Genomic DNA, 19,309 nt, shown 5'->3' with positions numbered 1-19,309 from the left:
CTTGTCAGACCCACGGCCTACAGTTCACTGCGTGCGGATCCGGATCGTGGGCAATGACCTGCCAGGGCGGCGGGGTGGCGTGGAGGCTGATGCCCTGCGCCGCGGCAACGTGCATGTCGGCGTGCAGCGCAAGGCCGAGGTCATCGAACGCTTCCCCGCCTCCGGTGACCGCGCCCTCTGGGAGTTCGACGTCACCAGCCGGGAGGTCGATGAGCTGCTCGACGTGGGCGGGCCGTTCGTGCATGGGCGGCCCGGGGCTCGCTTCCTGTACCTGAGCTGGGGCACCCTCGACGCGGACACGTTCACCATGTTCCGGCGGGCGAAGCTGTTGTTCGGCGACATCCCGACGGCCATGCTGCGGGCGGCCCACGAGGGCTCCGGGAGCCTGACCGCCGAGCTCGGGCTGACGGACCCGGACGGGGGGCCGCGCTGTGCCCGGGTGCGGCCGCCGGACATCGCGTGGGGCCTGGAGCCATGACGGTTCTGCACGGGTTCATCGCGCGCGACGGCGAGCTGGCCCTCTGGCTGGAAAGTGAACACGGCACCGCGGCCGGGCGCGGGCATCATCCCTCGGCCGTCGCCCCCGGTGCCGGCCCGGTCCGCCCGGCCATCCTGCTGCTGCCCTCGACCACGGCCGGCCCGCTGCCGTCCCCGGCTCTCGGGCTTGCGCCGCGCCGCGGGACACCCCAGCTCAAGCCCTGGACGCTCCCGGCCGTCGTGCACCCCTTCATCACCGCGGACCTCGCCGACGAGTACGAAGCCCGGCCCGCTCCCTCGCTCACCTACCTGGCCGAGGTCTGCGCGTTCGCCGCCGACCTGGTGGCCCGGGGCCGGGTGCTGCCCACCGTCCGCCCCGACGCTCCGAGCGCATCGTGGCGCCCGGTGCTGACCGGGCCCGACGCCGCCCGGTACGACGACCTGGTCATGCAGATGCCGCCCGCCTGCCGGGCTGAGCGCGTACGACCCGGTGAGGTCGACGCCCTGCCCGCTGCCGACGCGCTGCACGTCGCGTTGCACCGGCTGGTCGACGGGCTGGTTCGTACCCGGCTGGCCGAGGCCGGTGTGACGCTGGCCGGTGCGCCCTGGCTCACCGCGTTGAGCAGCGACGACGGCACCTTCAACGGTGGGGGAGAACTCGGCACCCTGGCCGACGTGCTGGATGAGTGGCACGCCGAGGCCAGCAGGGGCACCGCCGTGCGGGTGGTGTTCCGGCTGAGTCACCTGCCGGAGGAGGAGGACAGCGAGGAATCGTGGCTGCTGGAGTTCTTGGTGCAGCCGATTGACGAGCCCAGTCTGCTCGTACCGGCTGCCGAGGTGTGGCGGGATGCGATCGCGCCGCTGCGGCGCTGGACCCAGCGGCCGGGGGAGCGGCTGATCGCCGGGCTCGGGCGGGCGGCGAAGTTGTTCCCCGGCCTGGACGCGGCGCTGCGGGAGGCTTGCCCGGCTGAGCTGGTGCTCGACACCGAGGGGGCATACCGGTTCCTCGGGCATGCCGGGCTGCTGGAACAGGCCGGCTACGGGGTGCTGCTGCCGGCCTGGTGGCGCGAGCCGCTGCGGCTGGGACTTACGATCGAGGTGCGCAGCCGGGAGGCCGCCGCGCCGGTGCTGCGTGACGAGGCCGTCAACCTCAAGGGCATGGTCTCGTACGACTGGGGGCTGGCCCTGGGCGGCAGGACACTCACCGACGACGAGCTGGCCGAGCTGGCCCGGGTCAAGGTTCCCCTGGTCCGGCTGCGGGGCCGCTGGGTCTATCTCGACGCCGACCGGCTGCGGGCCGGGTTGGAGTTCCTCAAGCGCGGCGGCGGCTCGATGACCGCCGGGGATGCGGTGCGGCTGATCCGGCTGATGCCGCCGGAAGAGCTGCCGGTGCCGGTGACCGAGGTGCGGGGCCGGGGCTGGGTGGCTGATCTGCTGTCCGGGCGGCTGGGGGAGAGCCTCGAACTCCTGGCTCCTCCAACGGAACTGGCCGGGGTGCTGCGGACGTACCAGATGAGGGGTTTTTCCTGGTTGTCGTTCCTGGACGGTCTGGGGCTGGGGGCGCTGCTCGCGGATGACATGGGGCTGGGCAAGACCGTGCAGGTGCTGGCGTTGCTGCTGGCCAAGGGTCCGGGGCCGACGCTGCTGCTGTGCCCGCTGTCGGTGCTCGGCAACTGGCAGCGGGAAGCGGCGCGGTTTGCCCCGTCGTTGCGGGTGCGGGTGTTGCACGGAGCCGATCGGCCCGACCCGGCGACGCTGGCCGAGGGGGCGGATGTGGTGCTGACCACCTACGCGACCGCGACGCTGGACGCTGAGGCGCTGACCGCTGTCGCCTGGGATCGCGTGGTGCTGGACGAGGCGCAGCACATCAAGAACAGTTCCAGCGGCGCCGCCAAGGCCGTCCGTCGCTTCCCGGCCCGATCCAGGATTGCCCTGACCGGTACGCCGGTGGAGAACCGCCTCGCCGAACTGTGGTCCATTCTGGACTTCCTGAACCCCGGGTTGCTCGGCAGCGCCCACACCTTTCGCAACAGGTACGCGGTGCCCATCGAACGCTACGGCGACGAGGACGCGGCGGCCCGTCTGCGCCAAGCCACCCGCCCGTTCCTGCTGCGCCGCGTCAAGTCGGACCCGGCCGTCATCGACGACCTGCCCGGCAAACGCCAGGTACGGCATCTGTGCGGCCTGACCACCGAGCAGGCCACCCTGTACCGCGCGGTGCTCGACGACATGACCCAGCAGTTGAAAAAGGCGAACGAAACCCGGCGCAAGGGTGTCGTGCTGGCCGCGATGACCAAGCTCAAACAGGTGTGCAACCATCCCGCCCACTTCCTCGGCGACGGCTCGGCGCTGGCCGGGCGCTCGGGCAAACTCGAACGGCTGGAGGAGATCCTCGACGCCGCGCTGGCCGAGAACGAAAGCGTGCTCTGCTTCACCCAGTTCACCCGCTTCGGATCCCTGCTGGTGCCGCATCTGAGCGCCCGCTTCGGCGTACCGGTGCGTTATCTGCACGGTGGGACGCCGCGCGGGGCCCGCGACGCCATGGTCGCCGAGTTCCAAGCCGACCGCCGCCCCGGCATCTTCGTGCTGTCGCTCAAGGCCGGCGGCACCGGGCTCAACCTGACCGCGGCCAACCATGTGGTGCACGTGGACCGCTGGTGGAACCCCGCCACCGAGGCGCAGGCCACCGACCGGGCGTACCGCATCGGCCAGCACCGCGACGTGCGGGTGCACACCTTGGTCTGCCTGGGCACCCTGGAGGAACGCATCGACCGGCTCATCGCGGAGAAAGGTGTGCTGGCCGAGCGGGTGGTCGGCACCGGCGAGGGCTGGCTGACCACCCTGTCCACCGACGAGCTGCGCGACCTGACGCGCCTGGACCCGGAGGCCGTCGGTGACTGACCCCACCCGCTTCTCAGGCCCGTTCGTCGCCATGTTCGAGGCGCTGCGCATGGCCCCGACCTTCGCCCGCGGCCGCCGCGACGCCCGAGCCGGGCACGTTCGCAGCCTGAGCATCTCCAGCAGCCTGGTCATCGCCCAGGTCCGCGGCCCCGATGACCCTCGCGCCTTCCGGTCCCGCATCGCCGTTCGGGCGTTCGGCGCCGCGGAATGGGCCGGCCTGCAGGACACGCTGGCCAGCCAGGCGCGCTACGTGGCGGACCTGCTGGCCGGTCGCATGCCCGGCAACGTCGAGGAGGTTTTCCACCGCGCCGGGCTGACCCTGCTGCCGTTGTCGCTGAACGAGGTGGCCATGGACTGCAGCTGCGAACGCTGGCCCATGCCGTGCGTGCACCTCGCTGCCACCTGCTACGCGCTGGCCGACTCGTTCGAAACCGACCCCTTCGGCGCCTTCACCTGGCGTGGCCGCACCCGCGACGAACTGCTGGGTCACCTCACCCAGCTAAGCGGCACCGCCGAAGCACCCCCAGCACCGAAGGCCGCAACCCAAACCCTGGGAGACCCGGCAAACTTCTGGTCATCCGGTACGACCACAGCACCCGCCCCGCACCCCGCGACATCCCGCCCGGACCTGCTGCTGGACCAGTTGGACGCGCCGCCTCTGCGCTACGACGGCACGCCGCTGGCGGAGTTGCTCAGGCCCGCGTACTTGGCGTTGCCGCCGGCCGCCCCTTAGCGCTTTCCCGCCGGCTGCCCCTTAGCGCTTTCCCGCCGGCTGCCCCTTGGCGCTTTCCCGCCGGCTGCCCCTTGGCGCTTTCCCGCCGGCTGCCCCTTGGCGCTTTCCCGCCGCCTTTCCCGCCGGCTTTTCTTGGGGGCCGCCGTGGGTCTCAGCTCGCTAGATTTCGGCGATCTCGCGGCCGAGGGGCCAGAAGGCGACGGGCACCAGCTTGAAGTTGGCCACGCCGAACGGAATGCCGATGATGGTGACGCACAAGGCGACCCCGGCCACGATGTGGGTCAGTGCCAGCCACCAGCCCGCCACGACCACCCAGATGATGTTGGCCAGCCCGGACGCCACCCCGGCGTCGGGCCGGCTGACCACCGTGCGTCCGAAGGGCCACAACGAGTACACCGCCAGCCGCATGGCCGCGATCCCGAACGGAATCGTGATGATGAGGGCGAAGCAGATCAGGGCAGCCAGTCCGTACCCGATGCCGAGCAGGAAACCGCTGCCGAAGATGAACCAGAGGACGTTGAGAAGGAAGCGCACTCAGCAAGCATGACTGAGCCCCGCCAGCCCGCTAGGGCAGCCGCCACCGTTGGTCGCGGGCGCCGGTGCATTGCTGTGTTCGTACCCCGGAACCGATTTGCCTTCCGCCCGAAGGGTCGGTCAGGCATTCGTTCGTCGCAACGTTGACCAGCGTGCGGCTCTGCCCCGCCCGCCACTGCGCATCGGCCTGGCCGCCGCATGTGATGATCTGCACCGCGGTGTCCTGCCCGGCCCGCGCGCACTTGCCGCTCACCCGCAGCGTGCCGTCGGTCTCCAGCGTCCACACCTGCGCGGACGTCCCATTGCAGTCGAACACCTGAATGTGATTGGTATCCACAGCCACGCCGCCGTTGAGATCCAGGCACAGCCCACTACCCCCGGTGATCAAACCGGTCCGGGCCGCCGACGGGGCCTGCGAGAGCGTGGATGTCGGCTTGATCTTCTCCGCCGGTGCCGTCGACGTGGACGGTGCGGCGCTCACCGTGGTAGTCGGCGGTGCCGTCGCTGTTGCTGGTGCCGAGGACGCCTTCGTCTTCGCCGGGGTCTGGTTCTGCGTGGTCGGAGCCGGCGCGACCGGTGCGAGCGTGGCGGTCGGTGACGTCGAGGGCAGCGCGGGAGCTTCGGACGCCGCGGTCGACCAGGGCGGCAAGCTGACATCGGTGATGGCTTGCGGCGTACGACCCGGGTCAGAGCGCAGGACATTGGCCAACCCAACACCGCCGAGCGCGACCACGAGCGCCCCTGCTCCGGCAACGGTCAGAAGGAGTCGTCGCGACCTCCGTGGCGGAGCGTCGGTGACCGCCGGCAACACCACTGTCGGATCAGCGCTGTCCTTGGGAGCCGGCGAAACAGGCTGGGCCGGCCAGGTAGCGGCGAGCCCAGGAGCCTCGCTGTCCCGCCGAACATATGGCCTGACCAGCAGAGGATCCCCATCACCGTCGCGCTGTTGTGCCATTCCCGCCCTGCCCTGTCTTGCCGTGCCTGCGCCTTGCCCGCTTTGCCGTGCCCGTTTTACCTTGCCCGTTTGTCGCTTACCCGCGCCGCGCTTGCCTCGTTCCTTGCCCGGCTGTCCTTCGGTTCATCCTGCCCTGCCTTGTCGCGCGTCGGTCTTTCCCTCAGCGCGCCGCCGGCTACTCCGGACGTTATCGGCTCGCGCCCGTTTCCGCGCAGCGGCCGATCGGCCAAGATCAGCACCGCCTTATCGTTGCTTTAACCGTTGACTAACTCGCTGTTAGCGCCAGGCCCGCGAGAGTGACCGCCATGTCGACTCTCCGCACGAAGAGCCTTGCGGCCCTGGCCGCTGCCTTCGCCGCCGAACCGGCTCAGGCGGCCAGCTCCAAGTTCTGCGACGGCGGCAGCTACACTGTCCTGGGCAAAACCGGCACAAAGGACCGTTTCCGGGGTACGGTCCCAGCCCCCGCCGGCCGCTTCGTGGTCCAGGGCCGCTACACCCAGTTCACCATCGACCCGGCCACGTTCGCCATCTACGACTACGCCTTCACCGGTGCCCCCAACCCCGGCGACATGACCGGCGGCCGGTTCACCCCGGTGTACGCCGGCAAGGTCCCCGACCACCGGGGTCTGAGCCTCACCAGTGCCATCAGCCTGGAACTGCGTGACGACAGCCTGACAATCACCCGCACCGGCGCCAGCGGCCTCAGCGTGAAAATCCAAGCCAAGGACTGCGCCCAGGGCGGCGTTTTCCAAATGGAACCCTCCCGCGGCGACGGCACCCGTACCCGCATCGTCCACACCCTCGCCGGCTCGGCCTTCTACTACGACAACCCCCGTTTCCGCGCCCAACTCGGCAACTGGCTCGGCTCCGGCTGCACCGACGTGCAAACCGGCCCGGCTGGCCAGTTCTGCGTCCGCGTGAGCCCCCGCGTCAACATCGCCAGCGGCACCGCCCCGGCCCTGGTCCTCCGCGACAGCGCCCAGGTGGCGACCCGCATCCCCCAGGCGTCGTGCGGCCCGGACTTCACCAACACGCTCGGACTGTCCGAAACCAAGGACCACTGCGGCGCCACCAGCATCTGGGACGTAGCCAGCGGAGGCCGCATGGGCATGGTCACCGGTGAGGATGCCACCGAGGTAGCGAACCCGCCGACCACCTGCACCGAGGACTGCCAAGCCCAGAACCAGGTGAAGGGCCGCCTAGCCACGCTGGGCTTCCCCGCCCCGGTTCCCCCGTCCAGCCGCCTCACCCCCCGCACCTCGCCCGACGGTCTCACCGCACCGCTGACCGCTCCCTGACCAAGCGTCAACGCACCCCAACCGCCGGGCGGCATCCGAGGTTTCGTCCGATGGCGGGAAGCGTTTCGTGGATCGGCCCGCAGCGAGTAGAGCCGGGGCCGACTGTGGCTTGGGGTGCTGCTTGGCGGGACGGACGCGGCTCGTTGAAAGAGGTGCCGGAAGCGGCGGCTTGTGGAACCAGTCGGGACCGGCCCGCCGAGGGGGTAGGCCGGTCCCGGCAGAAAACGGCTGATAGACCGACTCCTGCGGCCCCGAACGACTGGATCCGGCCAGCCTCGGTCCAGGGCAGGCCCCGTTCCGCCGCGCGTCCTGGTGGAGCGGGGCCTGCCCTGGACCGTCTACGTGCTAAGCACCCACTCTCAGACCGCACCGCCGCCGGAATGGTGTCAGCGCCTCCAGAAGGCCTTTCGTCCGGACGAGCCCTCTGGCCGGAAGCTCTCGAGCACCTTCGTCGCCTCCGCCCACTTCGACGCCAGGCCGGTGTCGACCGTGAGGTAGGTGATCAGGGCTTGCAGCGGCGCCACCTCGGGGTCGGTTCTTCCTTCGAGCAGTGCGGCCAGCCGGCTTGCCAGGTCGTCGAGCAGGTCGCGGCGTTCGTAGGCGGGGCGGCCGTCGGCATCGTGCAGGCGCTTGGCTTCGACCTCGACGAGGGCGGTCAAGTCCTTCAGGGACAGGGCTGTGTTGCCCATCGAGGCGAGCTTGGCCTGGCGCCCGGATCCTGATGCCCGGCCCGCCGCCGCGATGGAGGCGGGGACGGCCGCAAACGGCTGGGGTCCGCCGGGGGTGCCGGGTGCTCCGGTGGGACCGGGGGCACCGGTGGCACCGCGGGCGGAGCGAGCACGCACAGGGGCGAAGCCGGGTGTGCTCGGGCTGCCGAACGGCGGCGGGGTCGGAGCGGGGGCAGCCGAGGCGATCGGAGACGGTGCGGGGGCAGGGTCCCCGGCGATGAGGAACGACGTGTTCGCTGATTCGTAAGGCTGCCAGCCGGACGGCGACTCGACCGGTTGGGTGACGCGACGATTGTCACCGCCCTCGTTGACGACCTGGCTGTCGACGGCCACGAAGGCGGTGAAGCGGCACAGCACACCGAAGCGCAGGGAGGTGGCGACGATTTCCTGCTCGATGCTGTGGTCGCCGGCCGCGTAGCGGTCCTCCATGTCGCGCAGATGGCTGCGCGCCCACTGTGCGGTGACGGCGGGCTCGTCGCGGCGTTCCAGCGCAATCTCGGACGTGAAGTCCTCATCCTCGCGGGTGCGTCCCCGAACAGTCACCGTGGCCGGTGGTTCTCCTTGGTGGCGGCCGAACAGGACGAGCGGGACGCCGGGGAACAGAGACTGCGCCCGGCCGGTGTCCACACCGGACACCGTTACGTCGGTGACCAGTGGTGCGCCGATCCGGCGGTGGATCTGCTCCATCGCCTCGTCCAGCCGGTCCTCGCTCTCCACGAGTTCGCAGCGCCCGGCTCCGATGGCAGCCAGACGTCCGAGGAAGCCGGCGTTGACCGCGCGGTCGATGCCAACGGTGTGGATGCGGGTGCTGCCGACCAGCGTGCTGACCTCGGCCAGGATCTGGTCCTCGTTGCCCACCTGCCCATCGGTCACGAGCACCAGCACCCGGTCACGATCCTTGACGTCGGAGAGCAGCGCCAGACCGTCGCGCAACGGTGTGAGAAGTTCGGTCCCCCCGCGGGCCTCGGCTCGGGCGAGGTGCTCGACAGCCCGGAAACGGTGCCGGTCCGTCGCGTCGGACAGCCCGGAACCCAGGTCGTCGGGGTGGCCCACCTGGTGGTCGAAGGTGAGCACGGCGAACCGGTCGCCGTTGGTCAGCGTGTCGACGACGCGCGCGGCGGCTCGGCGCGCAGCGACCATCTTCCAGCCGCCCATGCTGCCCGAGCGGTCGAGCAGCAGCACAACGTCCTTGGGCCGGGGCGCGGTTGACGGAGATGCCGGTGGCAGCACCACGAGCTGCACCGTGCCCTCGGCGGTGCCGGCGTCCGGTACGACCACAGCACTGGAGCCGTCAGCGGCATACGGCAAACGCAGGATGAAGTCGCGGTCCGCGCGCTCGCCCGGCGCGATCTCCACGCGGGTGCCGGAGGTCGTCACGGTGTGCAGGCTGGACCGGATCTCGCCCAGCGGCAGCCCGGCGGGGTCGATGTCGACCCCCACGGACAGGCGCAGCGGATTCGGGAACCCTGGAAGCAGAACCGGCGGTGTGATCCGCGACGCGTCGGGCACCGCGTCGGTGTCGCGTAGCTGGCCATCGCCGACCGGCTCGCCAGGCAGCGGCGTGCCGGGCACGTAGCGCGGTGCCACCACGAGCGGGAAGCGGAACGTCGCCGCGTCGTCCTCCCAGGGCAGCGGACCGACCAGCGACAGCTCAACCACCACGCGCTCGCCGGGTTGGATGTTGCCGACGCGCATGGTGAACACGTCGGGCCGTTCCTCCTCGGCGATGGACGCCCGCTTACCGGCCTGGATGGCCTGGTCGTACGCCTCCCGGGCGGCGGCGCGCTCCTGCAGCTCGGCCTGCACCGTGCGGCCGTCGGCGGTCATCGTCATGCCCGTCACCGCGGCACGGTCGGGCAACGGAAAGATATAGGTCGCTTCCAGCGCGGTGTCGTAGGCGTTGACGAACTCGGTCGTGACCTGCGTCCGGGCGACCAGGCCGCTGATGTGCGCCTGCACGTCGAGGCGATCGAGGGGCAAGTTGCCACGCTCGGTGTGCAACGCCCCAAGCCCGGCGTCGGGCAGGATCCGGATCCGGCCGATTTCCGCCGGCTCCATCGGCGTGACGGACAGGGTCATGACGCGCTCCGATCATCGGTTGTCAGCAGGTCTGCGTCGTGCGGTGCGCCTGGGGAAGACGGCTGGGCGGCCGGATGCGGCTCGGCGGGGGAGTGGTGCAGCAGGCCGCGCTCGACCAGGACGGTGAGAAGCGGCCGCGCTGCGGAGCTGAGCTCGACAATGTCCATCATGGTCGGGCGCACCGGGAGCACCAGGAAGGCACCGCCGCCCAGAGCGACGCCGCCGATCTCCGTGAGGCTCGACAGCACATCCGAGGGCGATCGAGCGGCCGCAGGAGACGGAGCGGCCGTGGGGGACGGTTCAGCCGCCGGCGGTCCAGCCGCGGTATTGGCAGCGCGCGCCGGTGACTGGGTCCAGAAGTGCGGGCGTGCAGGCCCGGCATCAAGCTGTCGGTTGCCGCCGGCGAGCAGGTCGGCGGGCAGCCGCGCGACCGTCGCGAGGTCTTCATCGGACACGCCGGTCAGCTCGGCTTGAATGGCCGCCAGCGCGTGTCCCTGAGCCTGACGCCGCTTGACGGCCACGATCTGCAGCAGGTGCCGCGGCCCGTAGATCGCGGTGCGCCCTTGCATGCCCAAAGGCCGATCCACCAGCCCGGTCGAGGTGTACCAGCGGATCGCTCGCCGGTCGGGTACGTCACGGACCCGGCCGTTGGGCGCGCCGGAGTACTCGGCCGCCAGCGCTTGGCGTACCCGATCCACAAGCTCGTCCATCGTCCACACGCCGACCATCCTGACACTGTCACCGTGACAGTGTCAACAGGTGAATTCCGCAGCACGTCCGGATAGCGGGCATGACTTCCGCGCTAGCCTTTCGTCGTGACTTTTTCCGCAGCGCATCAGGCTCTCCTCGACTCCGTTCCCGCCGGTGCGGGGGCGCGGATAGAGGGCGAGACCGTCGGGTACACGCATGAAGGCACCGCCCTGGAGGGCTACTTCGCGCACGACACCGCCATCACCGAACGCCGCCCAGCGGTGCTGGTGGTGCACGACTGGACCGGTCTGCGCGACTATCCCAAGGTGCGCGCTCAGATGCTGGCCCGGCTGGGCTATGCGGCCTTTGCCATCGACGTCTACGGCGCCGGCATCCGCCCCGAGGGTTTCGAGGCTGCCTCCGCTGAGGCAAACAAGTTCTACGGCGACACCAAGCTGTTCCGCGCGCGTGTGCAGGCCGGTTACGAGCAGCTGATCGCGGACCCGCGAGTCGACCCCGACCGCGTCGTGATCATCGGTTACTGCTTCGGTGGTTCGGCGGCGCTCGAATTCGCCCGCACGGGTGCGCCCCTGCGCGGAGCCGTGTCCTTCCATGGCGCGCTCACGGTGCACGAGCCCAGCGACGCCGATCAGATCAAGGCACCGCTGCTCATCCTGACGGGTGCGGCGGACCCGGTGGTCCCTGACGAGGCCGTCGTGGCGTACGAGAACGAGCTGCGGGCCGCGGACGTCGACTTCGAGGTCGTCAGCTACTCGGGTGCCCCGCACGCGTTCACGCTGCCCGAGGTCGACGCGTACCGGCCCAAGGCCGATGCCCGCAGCTGGCAGCGTCTGACCGGCTTCCTCGACGAGGTCTTCGCGTAAGTGAGGCCGCGCCTGGCCGCGCTGTCGCACGTCAACGATCCGGCCACCGTCTGCGTTTACCCGGGCGACCCGGCGCCGCGGTTACGCACGGTGGCCACGATCGAGGACGACGGCTTCTACCTGCGCGAGGTCAGCGGCGGCGAGCACACCGGCACGCATTGGGGCGCGCCCGGGCACTTCACGCCGGGCGCCGCGCTCGCTGACGACCTCGATGTCGATGATCTGTGCCGCCCGGCGGTCAAGATCGACGTCCGCGACCGGTGCGCGGCGGATCCGGATCATGCCGTGTCCGCCGCTGACCTGCAGGAGTGGGAGAGCCGCCACGGCCGCATCCCGGACGAGTCGTTCGTCATCCTCTGGACCGGCTGGGACGCCAAGTGGGGCACCGGGCAGTTCTACGCCTACGACGAGCGCGGCGTCATGCATCAGCCCGGCTTCGCCGTGAGCGCGGTGCGGTGGCTGATCGATACCGGTCGGCTGGGCCGGCGCGGCGGCACCGGCACGGACACCTTCGGCCCCGACCGCGGCATCGACACCACATATGAGGTCTCGAAGCTGGTCTACCGCGAGCGCCGGATCAGTTTGGAAGTGCTCGCGAACCTCGCCGCGCTGCCCGAAACCGGAGCCCACGTGCTGTGCGGCGGTCAGCTCAACCGCGCGGGCTCCGGATCCCCGGCACTGATCTACGCCTTGCTGCCGCCCGGCTGAACAACCCCGTTCACCGTCAGAACATAAGGCGCGTACTGCTCCAGCTTGCCGGTTGGCTCGTCATAGGCAACGACAGCAACGATTTTCCCGTACGACCGCAGCGCGCTGACCTGCGTCAACGGAACCTGACGAGCACGTCGCCCGGCGTCATCGAGCCCGATCAGCCACACGTTCCACGCGTGCACGGCCACCGGGACGATCTGCGACGGCGACTTGAACCCCTTCACCGTCGAGCCGTCGCTGATCGTCCGCCCGCCCAGCGTCACGTCGTCGATCAACCAGCCGCCCTCGTGCACCACGGCATCGCTGACGTAGCGCAACCCCAGAAGAACACGCTTGCCCGCGTACGCCGAGAGGTCGTAACTGTGCGCTTCAAAGCCCGCCGTACGCCCCGTGACACCCGGTCCGAGCGGCCCCGGCACCGTACGGTCACCGGCCACCGCGGTGTACGTCTTCCCGCCGTCGGCCGACACCGTTACGTACCCGTAGTCGTAGCCTTCCTCGGCACCGTACTGGGCGCGGAACGCCAGGGTGGGGTTCTTCTTCGGCACCTGGACGGACAGCACCGCAGCGGCGTCCACCGAGTTGCCGTCGCCGGACCACAGTGCCCCGTCACGCACCGTCCACGTCATTGGCAGCGGCGGTAGCGTACGGGCGCCCTGGAACCGTACGGATTTCACTTGCGCTCCGGTCAGTGACTGCCCGTCCGCGCCCCGCAGCCGCACATAGTCAGCGCCGTTCGGTGCGGCCCCCGGATAGTCGTACGACGCGGGGTTGGCCAGGTTGACGGTCGCTCGCAGGTTCGAGGCGGTCACCCGCGCCTTGGGCACGCCGGCCATGGGGCCGGCCGGGTCGTCGCCGACAAGCTTGTCGACCAGGTTCATGGTCTGGTAATCGTGCAGCACTCCGTACAGCCGCTCGCCGTCGCCCAGAGCCGCCTGCACTCCTGCTAGACCTTGATGCGCCCCGTCGCGGTGCAGACGTGACAGCGCTGCCGCACCGAAGCGATCACGCAGATAGAGCATGAACTGGTACGCGTTGCCGTAGTCGGCAAGCACCTCGACCGGCGCGCCCTCGTTCCACAGGTTCAGCGAGTTCTGCGCACCGCCGCAGTCGCGCGGGTTGCTGTTGAAGCCTGTCTTCACCACCGCGAAGCCCTGGAAACACGCCAGGTGCGTGTCGGCTCCGGGATGGAACACCGTGGTGCTGCCGTCGACATAACCGACAAGGGTCTGCGCGTAGTCCGACAGTCCCTCGTTGACCCAGAGATCCTCGCCGGGGTCGGTGTAGTACTGCAGGAGATGCTGCCACTCGTGCGCGAAGGTGCCCTCGTACATGCGGGGCCGGGCGGCGCGGCTGGTGCACACGTCGGTGGTGGGCTCGTCGGGCGGGTTGGCGCCGGTGCGATGCTGCCAGTCGTACGCGTCGATGGTCATGACATTGCGATCGACCAGCTCGTTGAGCTGCGCGGAGAAGAAGCCCGCGATGTACGTGGCCGCCTGCGGAAAGGTGTAGAAGTTGTCGTCGCGCACGTTGTCGACCAGCGTGACGGTCTTGCCGCCGTCGCCGGTGTAGTCGCCGGACAGCAGTGGGTCGGTGCCGTTGCGGTCCTTCGGCGTGCTGAACGCGGCAGTCTCGCGCGGCCAGATGGTGGTGTCGAATTCCTGCACCAGGCTGCCGACCTGGGCGTCGGTGACGGTCACGGAGTTGGCCGGGCGGCAGTCGCCGGCCGGGAACGCGAGATCGTTGGCCACCCACACCTCGATGTGTTCGCCGACGGCGCGCAGCGTGTAGTCCTTGCGGTAGAGGCTGCCCGCCGCGTCGTCGAGCCCGAGCCATTGCCGGACCGTGCCGGTAGGCGGCGTCGGGGAGGGGTCCATGGTCCGGCGCCCGAGGGCAGGCTGGCGACGGCCAAGGCTCTTCGTCGAGTACGTCCGGCGCGACGGCTCACGGGTGTCGTTTACGACGGCCCGCGACGACTTGGCGGCGGCAGTCTGTAAAAGCCTTGCGTCGTTAGCTCGTGACGAACCGGCGCTTGCGGCCCGTGGTGGCTTCGCGTCAGCGGACCGGGAAGGATCAGTGTCAGCGGACCGGGAAGGATCAGCGCCGGCGGTCTGCGGTGGCTTGGCAGCGGGGCTCGCCGCGGCGGCGGTGACGGGCTGGGTCAGGGGCGCCAGCAGCAAAAACGCGGCGGCGAGGCTGGGGCGGACGTAGGCGCGCACAGCACGAGACGCTACAGGGATATACCGGTCAAAAGGGTCAGGACGCCGCTACTTGTCCCCGTGTGGCGACCTGCTGTGGCGCCCCCGTGTCCAGCCTGCCTGTGCGGCCCTGCTTGCACAGCCGCTATTCGAACAGTGAGTGATCGCCGCCGTGTTCGTCGCGCCGGCGTGCCCGCCGCCGCATCTGGATCACCGCAATGTCGATGACAGCCACCGCCGCCCACGCCGCGAGCAGCCAGCCCGGCACCGTCCAACCCATCCGGAACAGCACCACGGACAACACCGTGCAGATGACAAACCCGAACAGGGCAAGGACAAGGCGGAGGTTCAAGGGGCTGTACGGCTCACCGACCGTTCCCCGGCGGCCGGACGGCTGGGCTCCGATCGGCATACCGTCAGCGTAGCCCCAGCGAGGCGATCGCAGCGACCGCGATCGCCGTCGCCGCCCGGTCGTCTCGGCAAGCACTCCGGCTGCCGTGGTGCGACTGCCTGGCCGGTGAGCACCCCGCTGTACCGCCTGGGCGGCGTCCGACCGCGCACCCGTCAGATCAGGACACCTCCCGGCGCAGCACCCGGACCGTCCCCAGCACCAGCGGTACCACGACCCAGAGTGCGACCGAAGCCGCTAACCGGGCCCACTCGCCGCCGCTCATCGTCGCCTCGCTCAGCGGCGTCGACGTCATGTTGATGTCGATCCACCCGGCTGCCGTGCGCAGCGGCTTCACCATCTCACCGAGCACCGACCACGCCGTCGGGATGGCGAAGAACAGCACGATCGCCAGCGGCGAATTCATCAGCAGAGCACCGAAGCCGGCGCCCATCAGCACGTAGACCACCTCGTTGACCAGCATCCGGCCGACCTGATCCGCGGTGATGTGCCAGCTTCCGTCGCCCCCGATGCCCATGGCGATCAGGTTCGCGACGGCGGACAGCGCAGCGGCAGCCACCGTTGCCGCCACGGCGATGAGCACGCACGCCAGCAGCTTCGCCGCGATCACCCGACCGCGCTCCGGCACGAGCGTGAACGTCGTCAGCGCCGTGCGTTGGGACCACTCGCTGGTCATCGACAAAATGCCCAGCACGGGTAGTAGCACGCTGGCGGGCAGCATGCCGAACGAGAAGAGCTCGCGGAAGTTCTGCTCCTGCGCCGGCGCGGCGCTGAGCAGGATCGCGGCAGTGCCGGCGGCGGCCACCCCGATCACCAGCAGCAACCACAGGCCCGAACGGGTGTCGGCGAGCTTGCGCAGCTCCACCCGCGTCAACGTGATCATCGAGGTCCTGCCCATGGGCACGGCCGGGCCGCTCGGTGCGATACCGGGACGGCTGACAGGCGGGTTCTGCACCGTGGTCATCGAACGGACTCCTTCACCGAGTCGCCGGCGGTCAACGTCAAGAACATCTGTTCCAGCCCGCCGCTGCCGGCCGGGCGCAGCTCCAGCAGAACAAGGCCGGCATCGGCGGCGGCTCGCCCGATGGCCTCGGCATCGGCCTGAACGACGACGCCCCCGTCGGTCGTCTTCGTCGCGGTCAGGCCGATGCGTGAGAGCACCGTGTGCAGCGCCGGCATGTCCAACGCGCGGACAACCGTGCCCGAGGCCGCAAGCAGCTCGGCCTTGGCGCCCTGCGCCACGATGCGGCCGCCACCGATGACGACCAGCCGGTCCGCCACCGCCTCCACCTCGCGCAGCAGGTGGGAGGAGAGCAGAACGGTCCCGCCCGCGTCCGCGAAGTCGCGCAGCAGCCCGCGCATCCAGAAGATGCCCTCGGGATCCAGGCCGTTCGCCGGCTCGTCGAGGATGAGGATGCCCGGATCGCCGAGCAGCGCGTAGGCCAGCCCGAGCCGTTGACGCATGCCGAGCGAATACGCCTTGACCCGCCGTTTGGCTGCGGTCCTGTTCAACCCCACGCGCTCGAGGCTCTCGTCGACCTTGCGCCGGTCGATGCCCAGCGTCATGGCGGCAACCGTCAGGACCTCTTTTCCTGTACGTCCCGAGTGCTGAGCGGACGCGTCGAGCAGCACCCCGATTCGTCGTCCCGGGTTCCCCATCCGCCGGTAAGGCCGCCCGTCAACGGTGGCGGTGCCCGACGTGGGCGCAGTCAGCCCGCAGATCATGCGCATCGTGGTGCTCTTACCGGCGCCGTTGGGACCCAGGAAGCCGGTCACCGTGCCGGGCTCGCAGGTGAAGGAGACATCGTTGACGGCCGGATGGGCTCCGTACCGTTTGCTCAGGTGGTCAACGGAAATCATGCGTCACAGCCTGGCCGGGCCGAGACGCCCGCCGCGACGGCCAGAAGTCTTTCCCGGCTGAACCTTGGTCTATGAAAACCATCGACTTTGGTTTCTACCGGCTCGGCGCCGCACCGACCTACCATGGCCGCCATGGGGGAAACAGCACAAGATTCGGCGGAGCTGTCCAGATACAGCTTCCTTCTCCCTGCCGTGCTGCAGGAGGAATCGGACAACCTCGGCCGGCCGCGCACCCTGCGCGACTGGATGATCGACGTGCTCTGCTTCATGGTGGGCATCGGCTGGGTTGTGGCCTTCACCGACGATCTACTGCGTGCACAGCCCACCATCGTCAGTCAGTTCGCCGATATACCGCGGTGGCTGTCGTGGGCCGATGTCGCCGCCGGTACGCTGCTGTGCATCGCGCTGTGGTGGCGCCGGCGATGGCCGGTACATCTTGCGATCGCGGCCATGGTTGTGGGCATCGGATCCCTCGCCAGCTCGGCCGCAGCGCTGATCATCCTGTTCACGGTTGCCGTGCACCGCCGGTTCGCGACGGTCATGTGGGTGATGGCCGGCAACGCGGTGTCCACAGCGGTGTTCGGCCTCTTGCGACCGGAAACCGAATCGGGCTACTTCGAGTCGTGGTCCTTGAGCATGGGCATAGCGATCATGGTGCAGCTGGGGGGCATGACGGTCCGCTCCCGGCGCGAGCTGGTCCTGTCCCTGCGCGATCGCGCCGAGCGTGCCGAATCCGAGCAGCAGCTCCGCGTGGCACAGGCGCGAACCGTCGAACGTAACCGCATCGCCCGCGAGATGCACGACGTGCTCGCTCACCGCATCTCCCTGCTGAGCCTGCACGCCGGCGCGCTGGAGATCAAACCGAATGCGCCTCCCAGCGACGTGGCCAGTGCCGCAGCAGTGATCAGGGCAAGCGCCCACCTGGCGCTGCAGGATCTACGGGAGGTGATCAGCGTACTGCGGGAGCCGACCGGCGACGGCGCACCCGAGAGACCCCAGCCCACGCTGCGGGAACTGCCCTCACTGGCGGCGGAGTCCCAGGCGGCCGGCGTGAAGGTCCGCCTCGACCTTGAGGTGAACGACGACGAGGCGATGCCGGAAGGCACCGGCCGCACGGCCTACCGCATCGTCCAGGAAGGTCTGACCAACGCTCGCAAACACGCGCCCGGCACTACGGTGAAGGTCGCCGTGGGCGGAGCAGCGGGCGACGGCCTGACCATCACCGTACGCAATCCTGCTCCGATCGGAGGTCCAGGCATCACCATTCCGGGTACGGGAACCGGGCTCATCGGTCTCGCCGAACGCGCCACCCTCGCGGGCGGCCGCCTCAGGCATGGCCGCGACCCCCACGGAAATTTCGTCCTCGCAGCCTGGCTGCCATGGCCCGAGTAGCCGCTCGGCTGCTCTTGCCTGAACGGGTGGCCTGACTGCCACGGCCCGCGTAAAGGCCGGCTATTCCTACCTCAACGGGCGGCCGGGCTGCCACGTTCACCTCCGCTGGCGGATCCTCGCGGCGGGGTTAGCGGCGAGGTCAGCGGTGAAATAGGTGGTGGGGGTAAGCGGTCAAGGGCGTCGGATGAGTGCGCACAGGATGGGACGAGGACGGCGGTGAGCACGTGGTTGTCGGAGGTGTGGGGGACGAGTCCGCCGAGATGGGTGGCCGGGGAGCCGGAGACGGCGCGTTGAGCGGGACGATCAAGGTGCTGATTGTGGATGACGATGCGCTGGTGCGGGCCGGGCTTGCCATGATTCTGTCGGGAGCCGACGACATCGCGGTGGTCGGTGAGGCCGCGGATGGTTCCGGGGTGCCTGCGGCGGTGGCGGCTCACGGGCCGGACGTCGTGCTCATGGACATCCGGATGCCGCGCGTCGACGGTTTGGCGGCGACGGAAGCGCTGCGGAGCCGGGCTCATGCTCCCGAGATCATCGTGCTGACCACGTTCGACGCCGACGAGTTCGTGCTGCGGGCCCTGCGGGCCGGGGCGAGCGGGTTCCTGCTCAAGGACACCCCGCCAAGGGAGATCCTGCATGCCGTACGCAAGGTGGCGGCCGGGGAAGCAATTCTCTCGCCGACGGTGACACGCCGGCTCATCGCCCACGTGGCTGCACCCGTCGGCCCGAACGCGCCCGCCGCCGATCGCACCCCCGGCAGGCGGGAAGCCCTCGCCCGGCTGGGCGTGCTCAGCGAGCGAGAACGCGACGTGGCCCTGGCAGTCGCCCAAGGCAAGTCCAACGCAGAGGTATCCGCCGACCTCTACATGAGCGTGGCCACGGTCAAGGCCCACGTCTCCCGCCTGCTGGTGAAACTCGACCTAAACAACCGCGTCCAGATCGCCCTCCTCGTTCACGACGCGGGCCTCGCCTGAGCCGCGCACCCGGCCTGCAACGCGGGGAAGGTAGCGGAAGGAGCTGAACCTGCTTCACCAAGCGAAAGATGCGCGGGAGAGGAATCGCGGGCGCGGGGCGCTCAAGGCGGCGGTGCGAGTAGAGACGCGCGGTAGAAGAACTGAGGGCGCAGGCGCTGAAGCGAACTGCCTAGAACGCTTCCCCCGCATGCTCCTCGGCAGCCCGCAAAACCCGTAGCACGTTACGACCCGTCAACTTGGCCAATTCCTCGACCGACCAGCCACGCGTTGCCAATTCCGCCAACAGGCGCGGGTACCCCGACACGTCCTCAAGCCCGACAGGCAGCCGCTCGCAGCCGTCGTAGTCGCCGCCGAGGCCGACACAGTCAACACCTGCTACCTTGCGGATGTGGTCGATGTGGTCGGCCACTTGGGCGATGGTCGCTTCGGGGCGGGGGTTCGCCTGCAGCCAGCCGGCGAAGGAGGGCGGGGGGTTGTCGCTCCAGA

17 protein-coding genes are annotated in these 19,309 nt (G+C 69.8%); 8 read left to right on the top strand and 9 right to left on the bottom strand.

Translation table 11 applies throughout. The annotated features are described in order from the left end of the window. Window positions 1-31 precede the first annotated feature (31 nt). The 3 genes from TFC3_RS17325 to TFC3_RS17315 are packed head-to-tail and all read left to right on the top strand — an operon-like array spanning window position 32 to window position 4,111. On the top strand, window positions 32-478 hold the full coding sequence (locus TFC3_RS17325; protein ID WP_067500902.1) for a DUF5990 family protein: 447 nt from the start codon (window positions 32-34) through the stop codon (window positions 476-478). Further along, window positions 475-3,378 carry a DEAD/DEAH box helicase gene (locus tag TFC3_RS17320; protein ID WP_067500900.1) on the top strand — a complete coding sequence of 968 codons (2,904 nt, stop codon included), beginning with the start codon at window positions 475-477 and terminating at the stop codon, window positions 3,376-3,378. The genes TFC3_RS17325 and TFC3_RS17320 overlap by 4 nt, the downstream gene beginning before the upstream one ends. Next, complete coding sequence (locus tag TFC3_RS17315; RefSeq protein ID WP_067500898.1) at window positions 3,371-4,111, top strand: hypothetical protein; 741 nt, start codon at window positions 3,371-3,373, stop codon at window positions 4,109-4,111. Before TFC3_RS17320 ends, TFC3_RS17315 begins: the two co-directional genes overlap by 8 nt. A 159-nt stretch (window positions 4,112-4,270) precedes the next feature. On the opposite strand, the gene TFC3_RS17310 is transcribed toward TFC3_RS17315, so the two are convergent. Together TFC3_RS17310 and TFC3_RS17305 are read right to left on the bottom strand one after the other, a co-directional pair. Then, window positions 4,271-4,645 carry a YccF domain-containing protein gene (locus TFC3_RS17310; RefSeq protein ID WP_067500896.1) on the bottom strand — a complete coding sequence of 125 codons (375 nt, stop codon included), beginning with the start codon at window positions 4,643-4,645 and terminating at the stop codon, window positions 4,271-4,273. Between the two features lie 31 nt (window positions 4,646-4,676). Continuing rightward, on the bottom strand, window positions 4,677-5,378 hold the full coding sequence (locus TFC3_RS17305) for an RICIN domain-containing protein (RefSeq protein WP_067500894.1): 702 nt from the start codon (window positions 5,376-5,378) through the stop codon (window positions 4,677-4,679). Window positions 5,379-5,905: 527 nt separating this feature from the next. Between TFC3_RS17305 and TFC3_RS17300 the strand changes: the two genes are divergently transcribed. Beyond that, a complete protein-coding gene (locus TFC3_RS17300; RefSeq protein WP_067506940.1) occupies window positions 5,906-6,898 on the top strand; it encodes a hypothetical protein in 993 nt (330 codons plus the stop codon). Between the two features lie 386 nt (window positions 6,899-7,284). Here TFC3_RS17300 and TFC3_RS17295 read toward each other — a convergent pair whose 3' ends face one another. Both TFC3_RS17295 and TFC3_RS17290 read right to left on the bottom strand, forming a co-directional pair. Then, window positions 7,285-9,705, bottom strand: coding sequence for a VIT domain-containing protein (locus TFC3_RS17295; RefSeq protein ID WP_067500892.1), 2,421 nt, complete (start codon window positions 9,703-9,705; stop codon window positions 7,285-7,287). Further along, window positions 9,702-10,433: a MerR family transcriptional regulator gene (locus TFC3_RS17290; protein ID WP_236718173.1), complete on the bottom strand. Its 732-nt coding sequence runs from the start codon at window positions 10,431-10,433 to the stop codon at window positions 9,702-9,704. The genes TFC3_RS17295 and TFC3_RS17290 overlap by 4 nt, the downstream gene beginning before the upstream one ends. An 87-nt stretch (window positions 10,434-10,520) precedes the next feature. Here TFC3_RS17290 and TFC3_RS17285 point away from each other — a divergent pair, with 87 nt between their 5' ends. Together TFC3_RS17285 and TFC3_RS17280 are read left to right on the top strand one after the other, a co-directional pair. Then, window positions 10,521-11,279, top strand: coding sequence for a dienelactone hydrolase family protein (locus tag TFC3_RS17285; RefSeq protein WP_067500890.1), 759 nt, complete (start codon window positions 10,521-10,523; stop codon window positions 11,277-11,279). After that, complete coding sequence (locus TFC3_RS17280; protein ID WP_067500888.1) at window positions 11,280-11,987, top strand: cyclase family protein; 708 nt, start codon at window positions 11,280-11,282, stop codon at window positions 11,985-11,987. It abuts the gene before it with no gap. Here the strand turns inward: TFC3_RS17280 and TFC3_RS17275 are convergent. The 4 genes from TFC3_RS17275 to TFC3_RS17260 all read right to left on the bottom strand — a co-directional run bounded on the left by TFC3_RS17275 (window position 11,963) and on the right by TFC3_RS17260 (window position 16,457). Next, entirely contained in the window at window positions 11,963-13,867 is a 1,905-nt protein-coding gene (locus tag TFC3_RS17275) for an immune inhibitor A domain-containing protein (RefSeq protein WP_236718172.1), read from the bottom strand. The two genes, TFC3_RS17280 and TFC3_RS17275, sit on opposite strands and share 25 nt — an antisense overlap. 466 nt (window positions 13,868-14,333) lie before the next feature. Beyond that, on the bottom strand, window positions 14,334-14,600 hold the full coding sequence (locus tag TFC3_RS17270) for a hypothetical protein (protein ID WP_067500884.1): 267 nt from the start codon (window positions 14,598-14,600) through the stop codon (window positions 14,334-14,336). 157 nt (window positions 14,601-14,757) lie between these two features. Next, a complete protein-coding gene (locus TFC3_RS17265) occupies window positions 14,758-15,561 on the bottom strand; it encodes an ABC transporter permease (RefSeq protein ID WP_067500883.1) in 804 nt (267 codons plus the stop codon). Further along, complete coding sequence (locus TFC3_RS17260) at window positions 15,558-16,457, bottom strand: ABC transporter ATP-binding protein (RefSeq protein WP_067500881.1); 900 nt, start codon at window positions 16,455-16,457, stop codon at window positions 15,558-15,560. The genes TFC3_RS17265 and TFC3_RS17260 overlap by 4 nt, the downstream gene beginning before the upstream one ends. Window positions 16,458-16,589: 132 nt before the next feature. Here TFC3_RS17260 and TFC3_RS17255 point away from each other — a divergent pair, with 132 nt between their 5' ends. Then, window positions 16,590-17,849, top strand: a complete 1,260-nt coding sequence (locus TFC3_RS17255; protein WP_067506933.1) for a sensor histidine kinase — start codon at window positions 16,590-16,592, stop codon at window positions 17,847-17,849. Between the two features lie 260 nt (window positions 17,850-18,109). Beyond that, window positions 18,110-18,823, top strand: coding sequence for a response regulator transcription factor (locus TFC3_RS17250; RefSeq protein ID WP_082772469.1), 714 nt, complete (start codon window positions 18,110-18,112; stop codon window positions 18,821-18,823). 169 nt (window positions 18,824-18,992) lie between these two features. On the opposite strand, the gene TFC3_RS39380 is transcribed toward TFC3_RS17250, so the two are convergent. Further along, a partial coding sequence (locus TFC3_RS39380; RefSeq protein ID WP_236718171.1) for a membrane dipeptidase occupies window positions 18,993-19,309 on the bottom strand: 317 nt, incomplete at its 5' end.

It is taken from the genome of Actinoplanes sp. TFC3, assembly GCF_001553785.1.
Taxonomy (GTDB): domain Bacteria; phylum Actinomycetota; class Actinomycetes; order Mycobacteriales; family Micromonosporaceae; genus Actinoplanes.
This window is presented reverse-complemented; position numbering and strand designations above follow the sequence as displayed.